14 protein-coding genes and 1 pseudogene are annotated in these 14,572 nt (G+C 71.5%); 5 read left to right on the top strand and 10 right to left on the bottom strand.

Going from position 1 to position 14,572, the window contains the following annotated elements; all coding sequences use genetic code 11:
- Positions 1-81: 81 nt before the first annotated feature.
- Positions 82-2,190: an alpha-galactosidase gene (locus tag ACX28W_RS29165; RefSeq protein ID WP_459002661.1), complete on the top strand. Its 2,109-nt coding sequence runs from the start codon at positions 82-84 to the stop codon at positions 2,188-2,190.
- A gap of 12 nt (positions 2,191-2,202) precedes the next feature.
- Here ACX28W_RS29165 and ACX28W_RS29160 read toward each other — a convergent pair whose 3' ends face one another.
- The 3 genes from ACX28W_RS29160 to ACX28W_RS29150 all read right to left on the bottom strand — a co-directional run bounded on the left by ACX28W_RS29160 (position 2,203) and on the right by ACX28W_RS29150 (position 6,125).
- Positions 2,203-4,368 (bottom strand): PI-PLC domain-containing protein, encoded by a 2,166-nt coding sequence (locus tag ACX28W_RS29160; RefSeq protein WP_459002660.1) that lies wholly within the window; start codon positions 4,366-4,368, stop codon positions 2,203-2,205.
- 37 nt (positions 4,369-4,405) lie between these two features.
- Positions 4,406-5,041, bottom strand: coding sequence for a hypothetical protein (locus ACX28W_RS29155; RefSeq protein WP_459002659.1), 636 nt, complete (start codon positions 5,039-5,041; stop codon positions 4,406-4,408).
- Between the two features lie 421 nt (positions 5,042-5,462).
- Positions 5,463-6,125: a TetR/AcrR family transcriptional regulator gene (locus tag ACX28W_RS29150; protein ID WP_459002658.1), complete on the bottom strand. Its 663-nt coding sequence runs from the start codon at positions 6,123-6,125 to the stop codon at positions 5,463-5,465.
- 116 nt (positions 6,126-6,241) lie between these two features.
- Here ACX28W_RS29150 and ACX28W_RS29145 point away from each other — a divergent pair, with 116 nt between their 5' ends.
- Complete coding sequence (locus ACX28W_RS29145) at positions 6,242-6,796, top strand: NADPH-dependent FMN reductase (protein WP_459002657.1); 555 nt, start codon at positions 6,242-6,244, stop codon at positions 6,794-6,796.
- Positions 6,797-6,910: 114 nt separating this feature from the next.
- On the top strand, positions 6,911-7,588 hold the full coding sequence (locus tag ACX28W_RS29140; RefSeq protein WP_459002655.1) for an AIM24 family protein: 678 nt from the start codon (positions 6,911-6,913) through the stop codon (positions 7,586-7,588).
- A 49-nt stretch (positions 7,589-7,637) separates the two neighbouring features.
- On the opposite strand, the gene ACX28W_RS29135 is transcribed toward ACX28W_RS29140, so the two are convergent.
- A complete protein-coding gene (locus ACX28W_RS29135; RefSeq protein ID WP_459002654.1) occupies positions 7,638-8,693 on the bottom strand; it encodes a polyprenyl synthetase family protein in 1,056 nt (351 codons plus the stop codon).
- Positions 8,690-9,748, bottom strand: a complete 1,059-nt coding sequence (locus tag ACX28W_RS29130; RefSeq protein WP_459002652.1) for a tetratricopeptide repeat protein — start codon at positions 9,746-9,748, stop codon at positions 8,690-8,692. The genes ACX28W_RS29135 and ACX28W_RS29130 overlap by 4 nt, the downstream gene beginning before the upstream one ends.
- A 186-nt stretch (positions 9,749-9,934) precedes the next feature.
- Between ACX28W_RS29130 and ACX28W_RS29125 the strand changes: the two genes are divergently transcribed.
- Positions 9,935-10,561, top strand: a complete 627-nt coding sequence (locus ACX28W_RS29125; RefSeq protein WP_459002651.1) for an alpha-ketoglutarate-dependent dioxygenase AlkB — start codon at positions 9,935-9,937, stop codon at positions 10,559-10,561.
- A 15-nt stretch (positions 10,562-10,576) separates the two neighbouring features.
- Here the strand turns inward: ACX28W_RS29125 and ACX28W_RS29120 are convergent, their stop codons facing one another.
- The 4 genes and pseudogenes from ACX28W_RS29120 to ACX28W_RS29105 all read right to left on the bottom strand — a co-directional run.
- Positions 10,577-11,305, bottom strand: a complete 729-nt coding sequence (locus ACX28W_RS29120; RefSeq protein WP_459002714.1) for a nitroreductase family protein — start codon at positions 11,303-11,305, stop codon at positions 10,577-10,579.
- Positions 11,306-11,371: 66 nt separating this feature from the next.
- Positions 11,372-11,974, bottom strand: a complete 603-nt coding sequence (locus ACX28W_RS29115) for a TetR/AcrR family transcriptional regulator (RefSeq protein WP_459002650.1) — start codon at positions 11,972-11,974, stop codon at positions 11,372-11,374.
- Positions 11,971-13,416: an MFS transporter gene (locus ACX28W_RS29110; protein ID WP_459002649.1), complete on the bottom strand. Its 1,446-nt coding sequence runs from the start codon at positions 13,414-13,416 to the stop codon at positions 11,971-11,973. Before ACX28W_RS29110 ends, ACX28W_RS29115 begins: the two co-directional genes overlap by 4 nt.
- 100 nt (positions 13,417-13,516) lie before the next feature.
- Positions 13,517-13,725 (bottom strand): annotated as a pseudogene (locus tag ACX28W_RS29105) (FAD-dependent monooxygenase); the annotation flags it as partial.
- A 2-nt stretch (positions 13,726-13,727) separates the two neighbouring features.
- On the opposite strand from ACX28W_RS29105, the gene ACX28W_RS29100 reads away from it, so the two are divergent.
- Positions 13,728-13,856: a hypothetical protein gene (locus tag ACX28W_RS29100; protein WP_459002648.1), complete on the top strand. Its 129-nt coding sequence runs from the start codon at positions 13,728-13,730 to the stop codon at positions 13,854-13,856.
- 12 nt (positions 13,857-13,868) lie between these two features.
- On the opposite strand, the gene ACX28W_RS29095 is transcribed toward ACX28W_RS29100, so the two are convergent.
- Entirely contained in the window at positions 13,869-14,564 is a 696-nt protein-coding gene (locus tag ACX28W_RS29095) for a ribonuclease H family protein (protein ID WP_459002647.1), read from the bottom strand.
- Between the last annotated feature and the right edge of the window lie 8 nt (positions 14,565-14,572).

The raw sequence follows: 14,572 nt of genomic DNA, 5'->3' as shown, positions 1-14,572 counted from the left end.
TAGCGAGATATTGACACGTGATCCAAGGTCACGGTTGACTTCCGGTGTCTCCTGCGTGGCACCATCTGAACTCGAGGATCCATGTCGCCGATCACCTTCGCCCCGGACACCGGGCTCTGGCTGCTGTCCACACCGCACACGTCGTACGCGCTGCGGATCGACGAGACCGGAGCGCCCTGCCATGTCGCGTGGGGCCCACGGCTGACGCTCGAGGAAGCCCAGCAGCTCGCCGTCCCCCCGGCGGCCGCGACCAGCAGCTTCGAAGGACTGCCGACCGTCGGGGAAGAGCTCCCCGTCGACGGCGGCACACGCTACGGACCACCGTCCCTGCAGGTCAGGTTCGCGGACGGATCCCGTGCCTTCGAGTGGCAGCCGATCGGCCATCACGTCGACAAGGGCGAGTTGGTGCTGTCGTTCCGCGACCGCCGCTACCCCTTGCAGGTGGCCCTCCACTACCAGGTGCGCGACGACACCGACGTCATCGAGCGCTGGACCGTCGTCCGCAACACCGGCGACGAGCCGGTCACCCTGCTGCGCGCCGACTCCGCCGCCTGGTCCCTGCCGCCGCTGCGGGACTACCGGCTCAGCCATGTCACCGGGCAGTGGTCCGCCGAGTCCCAATTGCGCCGCGAGCACCTTCCGTACGGCGAAACCGTGTTGACCAGCCGTCGCGGGACCACCAGCCACCACGCGAACCCCTGGGTGATGCTCGACGCCGGTGAGGCGACGGAGGACCACGGCCGTGTGTGGAGCGCCGCCCTGGCCTGGAGCGGGAGCTGGCGCGTCACCGTACAGCGCACTCCCGACGGCCGCGCCGGATTCACCGGAGGCCTCGGCCAGGACGGTACGAGTGTGCCGCTCGCGCCGGGCGAGGAGTTCACCACTCCCCCGTTCGCGGGACTGTGCACCGACGGCGGTTTCGGCGCGGCGTCCCGCGCCTGGCACGCGTACATCCTGGCTCATGTCCTGCCGCGTGCGAACGAGTTCGCCCCGGTGCTCTACAACTCCTGGGAGGCGACCGGATTCGACGTCGACGAGGCCGGTCAGAAGGCACTCGCCGAACGGGCCGCGGCGCTCGGAGTGGAGCTGTACGTCGTCGACGACGGCTGGTTCGGGGCACGCCGCAACGACCAGGCGGGCCTCGGCGACTGGACGCCGACGCCCGAGCGCTTCCCGGACGGGCTCGCGCCGCTGGTCGGCGCGGTGCACGGGCTCGGGATGCGCTTCGGCCTGTGGGTGGAGCCCGAGATGGTGAACCCGGACAGCGATCTCTACCGGGAACACCCCGACTGGGTCCTGCACTTCCCCGGCCGCCCCCGCTCCGAGCTGCGCAACCAGCTGGTCCTCAACTTCGCCCGCCGCGACGTCGCCGACTGGGCCTACGGCTGGCTGACCCGGCTGGTCGGCGACCATGGCATCGACTTCCTCAAGTGGGACATGAACCGCGCGTTCAGCGAGGCCGGCTGGCCCGGGCAGCAGGACGGCGCCGACCGCCTCGGCCCCCAGTACGTGCGCCACCTCTACGAGATCGTCGACCGGCTGCGTGCCGACCATCCGGCGCTGCGGATCGAGACGTGCAGCGGCGGGGGCGGCCGGGTCGACCTGGGCATCCTCTCCCGTACGGACCAGGCGTGGGCCTCGGACAACACGGACGCCGCCGACCGGATGTGGATCCAGCACGGCTACGGTCAGGTCTACCCCGCGCGCACCATGGGCTCGTGGGTGACGGACGTACCGAACCAGCTGACCGCCCGCAGTGTCCCGCTGCGCTTCCGCTTCCATGTCGCGATGGCCGGGGCGCTGGGCATCGGGGGCGATCTCACTCATTGGTCCGAGGAGGAACTGCGGGAGGCGGCCGGCCTGGTGGCCGAGTACAAGAAGGTGCGCCCCCTGGTGCAGCACGGCAGGCTGGACCGGCTGTCGCCGCCCGCCGACGACTCCGTCACCGTGACGCAGTACACCGCCGCGGACGCCTCGGAGACCCTGCTGCTCGCCTACCGACGTGTCTCCCGCCATGGCGTCCCGCGGCTGCCGGTGCGACTGCGCGGCCTGACACCCGGGGCCCGCTATCGCGACGCGCGGACCGGAGCCGTGCATCACTCCACGGTGCTCGGCGAGTACGGGCTCGACTTCGACCTGCCGCCGGGCGACTGGTCCAGCACGGCGGTGCATCTGATCCGCGAGGCCTGAGCCGGCCCCTCGTCAATGTCGTTGTACGCGCTGGGCGTTGAGTTCCTCCACCGCGCCCCGCGCGTCACCGATCGTCGTGTAGTCCACGGCGACGAAGTTGACCGGCCGACCGCGTTGCCGCTCGCACCGGTGGACGCGGTCCAGGACATCCGCCCGTCGGTTGACCTGTCCCGCGTCCAGTCGGCTGCCGCCGGCGGTGGTGATGAAGTGGTTGAGGAGGAAGAGCCGTTTGTCCGTGCCTCCGCGGTGCGGGTCGCAGTTCATCTCCTGCGGAGACCGGAAAGCGAAGGGGGTCTCCATCCCGTACCGGTAGAAGTTCCGGTACCAGGGCGCGGGTCCGTCGGCCTGCTCGGCGAAGACGACGAGCCGGTGGCCGTCGTCGATCATCTCGCCGAGGGTGGGCCAGGGATGGTTCGGATCGTCGTCCGGCGTGAACAGCAGATTGTCCAGACCGGCCTGCTCGAAGGCCTGCGCGGTGTCCGCGCCACTGATGTCGTCCTGCACGATCAGGGTCAGGACCTCGCTCGGGTTGGCGCGCAGCCACTCCCCCACCTCTCTTAGGTACGGCACCAGTTCCAGGGCACCCGCACGGCACAGGGCGTGGCACAGCCACAGGCCTTCGCGGGGCGGGTTGAACCTGTTGACGACGTCGGCGATCTCTTCGCGCAGCACGGGCGGGAAGTCGGACTGCGCCAGCCGTCCCGCGATGTCCTCGGGGCGCTCCCACCGGTAGGTGTCGATCTGCAACGTGCGCACACCGTCGTTGAGTTGGCCGGTCACGTCGGGGTCCTGGAGCGGGCCGATGAACCGGTTCGCCGTCGTCGCCATGGCGTTGTGCGAGGTGAGCTGGGCGAGTTCGTCGTACGACAGGTCGCACAGGCGGGTGCTGCCCTGGCAGAAGCGGGCGCCGTGGCCGGCGAAGGCGAGCGGGACCAGTGCCACACCGGCCAGGGCGACGGCCGTGACTCCCAGCGCCGGCAGCATCTGGGCGCGGCGCCGGGCGAACGGCGCCGGGCGCCGCTGCGCGTACCAGGCGACGGCGACGAGGACGGCGCCCGCCGCGAGGGGGACGAGAGCGGTCGTCGCGGCCACGGTGAGCAGGCGGTCGAACGCGGCGGTCTGCACGTCGTCGACCAGGTTCGACACCGCGTCGGGCCAGGACGGCGAGGTGTCCACCACGCGGCGGCCGGTCGCAAGGCCCAGCACCAGCACGGTCGCCACCGCCAGTAGGCCTCCCGCCGCAAGCACCCGGCCCAGCTGCCGCAGCCGCCCCGGCACGCTCTTCGGCCCGGTGAACCACAGGGCGCCGAGACAGGTGGCGGCGAACAGCAGGGCCAGCGGTTCGACGACGTCGAGCGCGAGTCGGGTGACGGCGCTCAGGTGCTGGAGCGTGCCGTCGGTCCGGTCGAGGTCGGCGGTGATGTGCCAGGCGTTCCCGTCGGCGACGCCCCGCAGGTGCGTCACGGCCTCGCGGGTGCGGTCGGAGAAGACGGCGGGTCCGACGGCGGCGAGTGCCCCGGCGACGTCCCCGTTCGCGAGGGCCACCTCGACCTCGGGACGCAGCGCGGACCGCTCGCTCTGCGGCACCAGCCGCAGGAGGGTGTCGGTGGCGGCCGCTGCCTGCTCCTGAGACAGGGGAAGCCGCGGCAGCCACGTGGGGGCCTGCCCCTCGGCCAGCCGGTCCAGGGCCTGACCGAGGTCGCTCCGGAACACCGCGAAGTCGGCCACCGGCCGCTCCTGCAGCGAGGCGACCAGATCGCCGAAGTAGATCTGGGAGAGATCGCCGATGTGCGCGATCAGCGGTCGCATGTCGATCGACAGGCGCAGCGGGTCCTGGTCGCCGCGCAGATGGGCGATGAGATGCCGCACCTGCTCGTCGACGAGCGCCCGGAGTGTCTGGGGTGGCAGGACGACCTTCAGGTTGGACGTCACCGCCGCCTCCGGGACCGGCAGCCGTCCGAGCAGATCGCGGGTGACCGGTGCGACGGCGGGATCGACGAGCACCTGGTCGTACAGCCGGTCGTACGCGCGCTGGTCGTCGAGTGCGGACCGGTAGAAGCCGGCGCTGAGCACGGTGCTGCGGGCCGTGGCCGTGGCCGTCACGATCACGATGCACAGGACGGCCAGCACCCAGGCCATCAGGCGCGCCACCCGCAGCCGAGTCGAGGCTCCGCTCATGCCTTCGGCCGGCCCCGAAGCAGATCCGGAAACCGTGTCAGTACCGCTGGGCCTTGGTCAGGCGCGGGGTCAGCTGGGGTTCGGCGGGCTGTCCGCTGACGGCGACGGGCTGGGCGCGCTGCCCCGGCTCGAGGTTCTCCGCTCCCACGAACCTGGTCTCCACGACCTTTCCTTCGGCGTCCTCGAAGTCGATCTGCACGGCGTAGGACGCCTTCTGGTCGGTCTTGTTGGTGATGGTGATGAGGACGGCGAGCAGCCCGCCCGTCTGGGACCTGGGCAGGCCGGTCATGGCGACGTCGGACACCGCGTTGCCGCTGCCCTGAACCTTCTTCAGCTCCGCCTCCGCGGTCGCGCTCGCGCGGGCCGTGTCGGCCGAGACGGACGCCGCGAACTCCGACGCGGCGGCGGACAGGGAGGACGCCGCCGCCGAGGCCGAAGCCCGGGCGGAATCGAGAGCCGAGGAGGCGGCCGACGCCAGGGCGGACGGCGGTGTCCCGGTGAACGAGGCCGTGTTCGGCGGGGTGGGGCGCGGGCTGACCGAGGCCCCACTGTCGTCGTCACCGTTCGTGCCGCACGAGACGAGCGCGGCGCCGCACGTGAGGGTGGCCAGGATGGCCGCGATCACGCGTTCTTGGCGCGGCCGTCCTCGGCCACCGTGGATGCGTCTGCTCATGGAGGCTCGTCCTCTTCCTTGTTCCTGGCGGTCCCGGTGCTGCTCCTGGCGATCCGGAACCCGCGCTACAGGGCCCGCTCCCCATGCTCCGTGCCGAGCTGGGCGTCCGCGATCGGCGCTGGCCCATTGGAGTACCCGGACAAACCTCAGCACCGGGACTCGGCGCAGGCGCCACTGAGTGAATGGAGCCGCGTCACCGAGCTCCGGCCCGGTCTGCTACGGCATGACCGCCGCCCGGGCCGTGGAGCTGGGCCACCTGCTGCGTCCGCACACCGCCCTGCCCGTCCACTACGAAGGCCGGCAGCACCTCCTCGAGGGCGCCGCGCGGCCCTCGAGGAGCGGCTCGCCGCCGCGCTCTCCGACATCCGTGACCGCTTCCGCCGGCTGCCCGCCGGGACGGCGGTGGACATCGGCGTCTGACTCAGCCTCGTTCAACCGGGCAGGTGCTGCGGGTCACCAGGTCGCGCCAGCCGGACTCGAGCCGCTCGAGGGTCATCCCCCGCTGCCGGGTCAAGTGGTGGATGAGGGCGGCGTCCAGGTAGCCCATGAGGGTCTGGGCGAGGAGTTCGGTGTCGGCGGTCGGGACGGCCTCGCGCAGGAGCATGGCGACATGGGTGAAGCGGACGCAGTACGGGGCGGAGTTGAAGCGGCGGGAGGCGTCCGATCCGGCAGCGAGGTACAGGTCGAGCTGATCGGAGGTCAGGCGCAGGGCGCGGCAGCCGAAGGCATGCAGGCGATCCACCGGTGACGCGCCCGGGCCCAGTGGGGGTGGGCCGCTGAGGAAGGCGGCCTGGAACTGCCGCTCGGTGTGGTCGAGGAGAGCCAGCAGCAGGCCGGTGCGATCGCCGAAGCGCCGGAAGACGGTTCCCTTTCCGACCGAGGCCGCGCAGGCCACGGCCTCCATCGTCACGTTGGCCACCCCGTGCTCCGCCACCAGGCGGGCCGCGGCCTCCAGCAGACGCGCGCGGTTGCGGGCGGCGTCGGCCCGCAGCTGCGGCCCGTCGGGCCTGGACGTCAGCTCCAGCGGAACGGGCTCTTCGGAGGGTTCCTGCCGCTTCGGGAACGGCGGAAGTGGGGTGGACATGAACACAGCGTAACGGCACACGGGGATAACTGGACCGCGGTCCGTTACAGTGATACAAAATTCAACGGACCTCGGTCCGTTTTACTGCCGCACTGTTTCGTCCCCGGGAGTTAGTCATGTCCGTACGTATCCTCGCGCTCGTCGGCAGCCTGCGCGCCGGTTCCCACAACCGCCAGCTCGCGGAGGCCGCCGTCAAGCTCGCCCCCGAGGGTGCCGACGTCGAGCTGTTCGAAGGACTGGCCGAGATCCCCTTCTACAACGAGGACCTCGACGTCGAGGGCAGCGTGCCCGCCGCCGCCGTCCGGCTGCGTGAGGCCGCCGGCCAGGCCGAGGCCTTCCTGCTCTTCTCGCCGGAGTACAACGGCACGATCCCGGCCGTCCTGAAGAACGCCATCGACTGGCTGTCCCGCCCCTACGGCGCCGGCGCCTTCACCGGCAAGCCGGTCGCCGTGGTCGGCACCGCGTTCGGCCAGTTCGGCGGCGTCTGGGCGCAGGACGAGGCCCGCAAGGCCGTGGGCATCGCCGGCGGCACCGTCCTGGAGGACGTCAAGCTCGCCATCCCCGGCTCCGTGACCCGGTTCGCCGACACCCACCCGGCCGATGACGCCGAGGTCGCGGGCCAGCTCGCCGAGGTCGTCGAGCGCCTCCACAGCCAGGCCGTCGCCGCCTGACAACTGCCGTAGGGGCCGGTCCGGTTCACCCGGACCGGCCCTTCGCGCATCCCCCACCACGCCTGGACGCGCACGATCCTGGCGGAACGACGCCCTCCGGGCCAAGATGCCCGCATGAAGGGTGATCTCTTTTCCAGTGACCACATGGTGCAGCCCGCCGTCGCGCCGGGCATGACCATCCAGAACGCCAAGTCGATCAAGTACGCCGTCAACGGCGACATGCTCGCGCGCCAGGGGGCGATGGTCGCCTACCGGGGGAATCTCCAGTTCGAGCGCAAGGGCCAGGGCGTGGGCGGCATGCTCAAGCGGGCGGTCACCGGCGAGGGACTCCCGCTGATGACCGTACGCGGGCAGGGCGAGGCCTGGTTCGCGCACGAGGCGCAGAACTGCTTCATCGTCGACATCGAGCCTGGCGACGTGTTCACCGTCAACGGCCGCCATGTCCTGTGCTTCGATTCCACGCTGTCGTACGAGATAAAGACCGTGAAGGGCGCGGGCATCACCGGCGGCGGCCTGTTCAACAGCGTCTTCAGCGGCCACGGCAGGCTGGGCCTGGTCTGTGACGGCAACCCGCTGGTCATCCCCGTATCGCCGCAACAGCCGGTGTACGTCGATACGGACGCGGTCGTCGGCTGGACCGCCCACCTGCACACCTCGCTGCACCGCTCGCAGTCGATCGGCTCGATGATCCGCGGCGGCTCCGGCGAGGCCGTGCAGCTCAAGCTGGAGGGCGACGGCTTCGTCGTGGTACGCCCCAGCGAGGTGACACCGCAGAAGGCGCAGCAGCACTGAGCGCGGGAAGAGCGAAGGGGCCCCACCACCCGGCGGGGCCCCTTCGGCGTCAGATGGACCGGTGAGCGAGCGAGGACAGCAGCGTGCGCAGTTCACCGGCGGGGCGCGGGGCCAGGGAAGCGCTCGCCAGCAGGGCGTCCCCCGCGCCGAGATGCCGTCGCGCCTCCCGCAGGGCCGCCGAACGGCCACCGGCCCGCTCGACGAGGGTCACCGCCCGGCGTACGGCGATGTCGTCGAGGACGGCCGCGGAGGCGAGGAGTTCGGCGAGCGCGCGGTTGCCCGGCGCGGCGAGGGCGGCGAGGACCGGCAGGGTCTTCTTCCCCTGCCGCAGATCGCCGTGGACCGGTTTGCCGGTGACAGCCGGATCGCCCCAGATAGCCAGAAGGTCGTCGGCGATCTGGAAGGCCACCCCGAGATGACGTCCGGCACGGTCCAGCGCGGTGACCGTCTCCCCCGACGCTCCTGCCAGTTGGGCTCCCACGGCCAGCGAACAACCGAGCAGGGCCCCGGTCTTGTGCTCGGCCATCGCCTCGTACTCCCGCAGGCCCACCGCGTCGGGTCCGCGCCACGGACGGTGGACGAACAGCAGGTCGTCCGCCTGGCCGCGAACCAGGTCGCCGAGGGCCTTCGTCAACTGCCGTACGGACGCCGCGGCGTGCTGAGTCGAGGGCGCCACGGTGAGGGTCTCGACGGCCAGGGCGAACAGCGCGTCGCCGGCGAGGACGGCGGGTCCGGTGCCGTACGCCTTCCACACCGCGGGGCGGCCACGGCGCAGCGCGTCGCCGTCCATGATGTCGTCGTGCAGGAGGGAGAAGGTGTGCACCAGTTCCACCGCGACGGCACCCGGCACGCCCGCCGCGGCGGAACCTCCGGCCGCCTCCGCACCCAGCACGGCGAGTGCCTGCCGTACGCCCTTGCCCTGACGGTGGGCCGCGGGAGCGCCGCCGACCTCACAGCGGCCCAGGGCGTAGCCGGCCATCTCCCCCACCCAGGGGTGCAGTCCGCCGATCGCCTGCGCGAGTGCCGGGGCGACCAGTTCGCGGCAGCGGCGCAGGATCTCCGGGGCGGCGGGCGGCGACTGAACGGCCGTGGGCAGAGTCGTCATCGCGCGGCCTCCGCATCCAAGGCGGATTCCGGGCCGATGCCGAGTTCGGTCCGTGCCCGCTCGACCATCTCACGGGCGTGCCGCAGCCCGATTCCCTCCAACACCCGGGCCAGTTCGGTCAGTTCCGCGGCGGTCTCGGCACGGTCGCGGCCGAGCCGGGCCAGGGACTTGACCAGCCCCAGGCGGGACAGCGCCCGGCCGCGCGGCTCGCTCATCGCCTCGAACTCCGCCAGCGCCTGCGCGTAGACGTCCCGTGCCCGTTCGTAACGCCCGGCCCGGTAGAGGACATTGCCGCGCATCTTGTGGTTGTAGGCGAGCGCACCGGACAGGTTCATCGCACGACAGGAGGCCTCCGCCTCGCTCAGCAGCTTCAGCGCGCGCTCCGGGTCCCGGTCGCGTACCGAGACGATGTCCGCGAGACCCCGCAGGGCCCAGGCGTGGCCGCGCCTGTCCTCGGCGCGCGCGGCGATCTGGGCCGCCTCCTCGAACAGGGTGTACGCGGTGTCGTAGGCACCGGTGTTGCGGTGTATCTGCGCGATACCCTCCAGCGCCCACACGGTGTGGCGGGCCTCGCCGCGCTTGCGTGCCTCGGCCAGGAGCTGTTCGTGCAGAGCGGTCACGGCGGCGTAGTCGCCCTGGATGCGGCCGGTCTCCGCCATCCCGGCCAGGGAGTAACCGCGTACGACCACGTCCCCGGCCTGCCCGCCGAGGTCGGCGGCCAGTCGCAGCAGCCGCCAGGCCAGCGGGAACGCGCCGCGCTGCCGGGCCAGCGTGCCGCCGCTCCACAGCGCCCACGCCATCGCTCCGGTGTCCCCCGCCTCGCGGGCGGTGCGGTAGCTCGCCTTCCACGCCCGGTCGGCGTCCGCCACCTGCCCGAGCCTGCGGTGTGCCTCGGCGACCGCGAGGCCCGAGCGGGCCGCTTCGGCGCGGGCGCCCGCCCGCTCGGCCGCGCGCAGCTGCTCGGTGCCCGCCGCCAGGACGTCGGTCAGCGAGGAGTTCACGGACAGGGTGGTCAAAGCGCCCTGGTACTCGGGGGCGAAGGCCTTGCCGTACATGGATGCCTTTCGGTCGTGATGTCGGCCATTCACCTATGCACCCCATGTATACATGACATGTATACATGGGGTGCATAGTGAACCGTTGCCGATCAAGATGACGACGGCGTGCGCGAGGTTGCCTGGCGGCGCGAAGAGGGGAGATTCACATGGAACACATATTCGATTAAGGAGTACGCTGGGCGTATGTCCACGCACCTCCAGGGCTCGCTCTTCGACCAGACCGACGAGCTTCACCTCAGTCCGCTGAACGGAATGCACAGGACCACGCTGACCGACGGGGCCTGGATCGACCTGTTGCCCGGATGGCTCGGTGGGGCCGACGCGCTCTTCGCGCGGCTCGTCGCCGAGGTGCCGTGGCGGGCGGAGCGCCGGCAGATGTACGAGCACGTGGTGGACGTACCGCGGCTGCTCGCCTACTACCGGGCCGGCGACACGCTGCCGCACCCGGTCCTCGACGAGGCGCGGGACGCGCTGTCCGCGCATTACGCCGAGGAGTTGGGCGAACCCTTCACCACAGCGGGTCTTTGCTACTACCGGGACGGCCGTGACAGCGTGGCCTGGCACGGTGACCGGATCGGGCGGGGCGCGCGGGAGGACACCATGGTCGCGATTCTCTCCGTGGGTGCCCCGCGCGACCTGCTGCTGCGCCCGCGCCACGGCGGGGACACCGTACGGCGCCCCCTCGGACACGGCGACCTGATCGTGATGGGCGGCTCCTGCCAGCGCACCTGGGAGCACGCCATTCCCAAGACGGCACGTGCGGCCGGACCGCGGATCAGCATCCAGTTCCGGCCGCACGGAGTGAACTGACCGCCGCCCTACGCACTACCAGCGGTCCCAGTGAACGACGTCGGCGACCGGCCGCCGCCGCACCGGACCGAACCTTCCGACGGGCCACCCGACGGGGACGACGGCGAAGGTCCGCATGTCCTCGGGGATGTCCAGCTCCCGCTTCCACTCCTCCTCGAGGAAGAGGTGCCAGATGGTGAGGTTGGCGGCGAGACCGAGGCCGCGCGCGGCGAGCAGCAGGTTCTGTACGCCCGGGTAGACGCACGAGCCCTCCGCGAGGGCGGCGAAGCGCTCCTGTCCGGCACCCATACGGGCGCTCGCTTCCGGACCGAGTTCCTCGGCCCAGATCCGCAGGCCGTCCGGGTCGAGGCGCGGCGCCGGGAAGCGATAGCAGGGGACGACCAGTGCGGGGGTTTCGGCGAAGTGGTCGCGCTGGTACTCGATGGCGGCCACCATCCGCGCATACGCCGCCTCGTCCATGCCCTCGGGCGCGTACTTGCCGGTGGTCGCCAGATACGCGTCCACGCACCGGCGCCACAGGGGTGCGAGGCGCGTCATGACGTCGGGGTCGGTGACGACGACGTACTCGTAGCACTGCATGTTCCCGCCGCTGGGCCCCCACACGGCGGCCTGGACGAGTTGTTCCAGCACCGCGCGCGGAACGGGATCCGGCTTGAGCCGGCGCATCGCGCGCATCGTCGACATGGTGTCGAGGAGGCCGGGCTGCTGGGCGCCCAACTCCCCTGCGCCGTCAGTGGCGTTCATGTACGTGAAAGTCTTCATGATCACGGATCATAGGTGTGCGGGGCGGGCGCGTCAGGGCCATCGACCTCACGGCGTCAGGAGTGCCTGCACCGTCGCGCCGTAGCGGTCGACGATGTCCTCGATCGGGGTCGCGCGCAGGCGGGTGCCCCGCGCGATGCCGTACATCACGCCGAGGCCGAGCAGAGTGCTGAGGACGAGTTCGGCGCGCAGGCCCGCGTCGGGGCCGGTGAGGCGCAGGGCGAGACGGTCGCTGACCTGGGCACGGAAGTTGGCACGCAGTATGTCGCCCTGCTCGCCCTGGAGCGGGGCGAAGATGATCCGCAGGATCGGGTCGGCGCCGTGCTGGGTCTGGCCGACCAGCAGTTGGCGGACCATGTGGCGGCCGAGGTCCTCCAGGGGTGCGTCCAGGAGGCCGGTCGCGTCCGTCTCGAAGGACATCACGCGCGCGAAGAGCGCGTCCTTGTTGCCGAAGTACTTGAGGATCAGCGGCGCGCTCACGCCCGCCCGGTCGGCGATCGCCTTGAGCGTGATGTCCGCGTGGGCATACCTGGCCAGCAGATGGCGGGCCGCCCGGAGGATCGAAGCCTTCGTCGCCTCGGCGTCGCGGCGCGGCGCGGCGGCGGCAGCGGGTGCCGTGAGGCCGGAGGACGGGGTGGTCACGGTGCTCATGCTCCTTCCAGCGCCTCGTCGCGAGGCGCTTCCGTACCGGTGGAGGTCCGTCGGGCGCCCGGGGTGGCGGGGTCGGCGGGGATGACGAGGGCGGCGGCACAGGCCACCAGGGCGACCGTACCCGCCATGGCGAAGGCCAGCAGATAGCCGTGCAGCGTCGCTATCGGGGCGCCGCCGACCAGGCTGGTGTGGTGGACGAGGATAGCCGCGACGGCGGCGCTGCTCACGGCCTGCCCGATGGTGCGCATCAGCACGTTGACGCCGTTCGCCGACGCGGTCTGCCCGGCGGGCACGGCCCGCAGGATCAGGGTGGGCAGGGCGGAGTAGGACAAGGTGGTGCCCGTGGCGCAGACCGCGGAGGCCAGAATGATCACCCATAGATCGCGGCTGTCGATGATGCGTATGCCATAGCCGAGGGCGATGATCAGGGTCCCGACGGCCAGCGTCACGCGGGCGCCGCGGGCCGCCGAGAGACGCGCCGAGACGGGCGAGAGCAGCAGCATGATCACCCCGCCGGGCAGCATGATCAGACCCGTCGCCACGATGGACAGCCCGAGTCCGTAGCCGGTCTCCTTGGGCGCCTGCACCAGCTGCGCCGTCACCAGGGAGTTGGCGTAGAAGGCGAATCCGGTCAGCAGCGCGGCCACGTGGGGCAGGGCAACCCGTGGGCTGGTGGCCAGCTTCAGGTCGACCAGCGGGCGTCGGGCGCGCAGCTGCTGCGCCCACCACAGGCTGAGGACGCAGACGCAGCCGACGAGCAGGCCCAGGATCCGGGGGCTGGTCCAGCCCCATTGACCGCCCTGCGAGACGCCCAGCAGCAGGCAGGAGAGACCCACGGCCAGGCCCAGCGCGCCGAGTGTGTCGAAGCGGCCCGGCTCGCGGACGGACGACTCGCGCACCGACCACCAGGCCAGCGTCGTTCCGATGACGCCGAGCGCGGTCGTCGCCCAGAACATGACGTGCCAGTTGGCGTACTGGACGATCAGCGCGGCGAGTGGCAGGCCCAGCGCGGCGCCGATTCCCACGGTGGAGCTCATCAGCGCCACCGCGGAACCCGTGCGGTCGGGCGGCAGTTCGTCCCGCAGGATGCTGATCGACAGCGGTACGACGGCCGCCGCCGCACCCTGCAGGGCGCGCGCCGCGATGAGCACGCGGATGTCGGACGTGAGGGCGCACATCAGCGCGCCCACCGTCATCATCCCGAGGGCGAGCAGCAGCACGCGCTTCTTGCCGTACATGTCGCCGGCGCGCCCCAGTACAGGGGTCAGGACCGCTCCCGCCAGCAGCGTCGCCGTCACCATCCAGGACACGGCGCCCGCCGACGCTCCGGTCAGTCGCGGCAGGTCGGGCAGCAGCGGCACCACCACCGTCTGCATGACGGCCATGAGAATCCCACCGAACGCGAGGACCGGGACCGTCAGTCGATCACGCAGTGCCGTCATGAACACTCCAGGAGTCGACGCGCAGACATGGGTGAATAGTGATTCACCCTAGTGGTGAATCACTATTCACTCAACGCGCGCACTCCTTGCGGGAGGGCGGCTACCGGCGTGAACGGGCCTGCACCGTGCGCGCCACCCTTGGCCCCAGCCAGCGTTTGAACCGACGCAGGGTCTCCAGTTGTCCGGCCGCGCGGTCGATGCGGAAGTAAGCTGCGGCGGAATATGGGGCAGCAGCGGAAAGTGCCGCCGGCCGAGCAGGGCGAACATATGCGCCGGTGGGAGGCGGATGTAGCTGGGCGGGTTCTCGTACCGTGCGGGGCGCGCTGGTCGGCTTCCTCGGACTCGTCGAGCGGTGGACGGCGCGTGACGTCCCTGCGGCCCTTGCCGCCGCAGTCGTCGCGAAGCTCGACGAGGGTCTGGCCGTCAGCGCGCCTCGGTGACCGGCCGCCCCGCTACGCGTCGGCCGTGCGGCACTCGGGGTGCCCCCAGCCCTGATCGTTCTTGGCGATGGGCTCGCCCGCGGCGTACGAGCGCCCGCAGAGGCAGCGGCCGGGGAACTTGGCCTTGATCGTGCGGGTCGATGTGCCCTGCCGGGGCGCCTTGGCGGAGGAGGAGCGGCGGCGGGTGGAGGGGGCGGGGGTGTCGGGGGAGGGCGGGGGCTCAGGGGAGCCGAGGTCACTGCCCGCGGGCTGCTGGACGACGGCGGCCTGACTCGCGGCGCGGTCGGCGAAGTCGTTGAGGCGGTCGCCGTCGACCTGGTGGGCGGGGACGTAGCGGAACTCCACGGTGCGGCCGTCGAGGAGTTCGTCGATACGGGCCACCAGTTCCTGGTTGGCGACGGGCTTTCCGGCGGCGGTCTTCCAGCCCTTGCGCTTCCAGCCGGGCAGCCAGGTCGTGACGGCCTTCATCGCGTACTGGGAGTCCATCCGGATCTCCAGCGGGACATCAGGGGCGATCGCCGTCAACAGGCGCTCCAGCGCGGTGAGTTCAGCGACGTTGTTCGTCGCCGTGCCCAGCGGGCCGGCCTCCCAGCGGGTCGGGGTCTCCTTGCCGTCGGCGACGACCCACGCCCATCCGGCCGGTCCCGGGTTTCCCTTCGAAGCCCCGTCACAGGCGGCCACAACGCGTTCAAGCATGTCCCCGATCATGCCACGGA

Source organism: Streptomyces sp. SD15, assembly GCF_054462255.1.
This window is presented reverse-complemented; position numbering and strand designations above follow the sequence as displayed.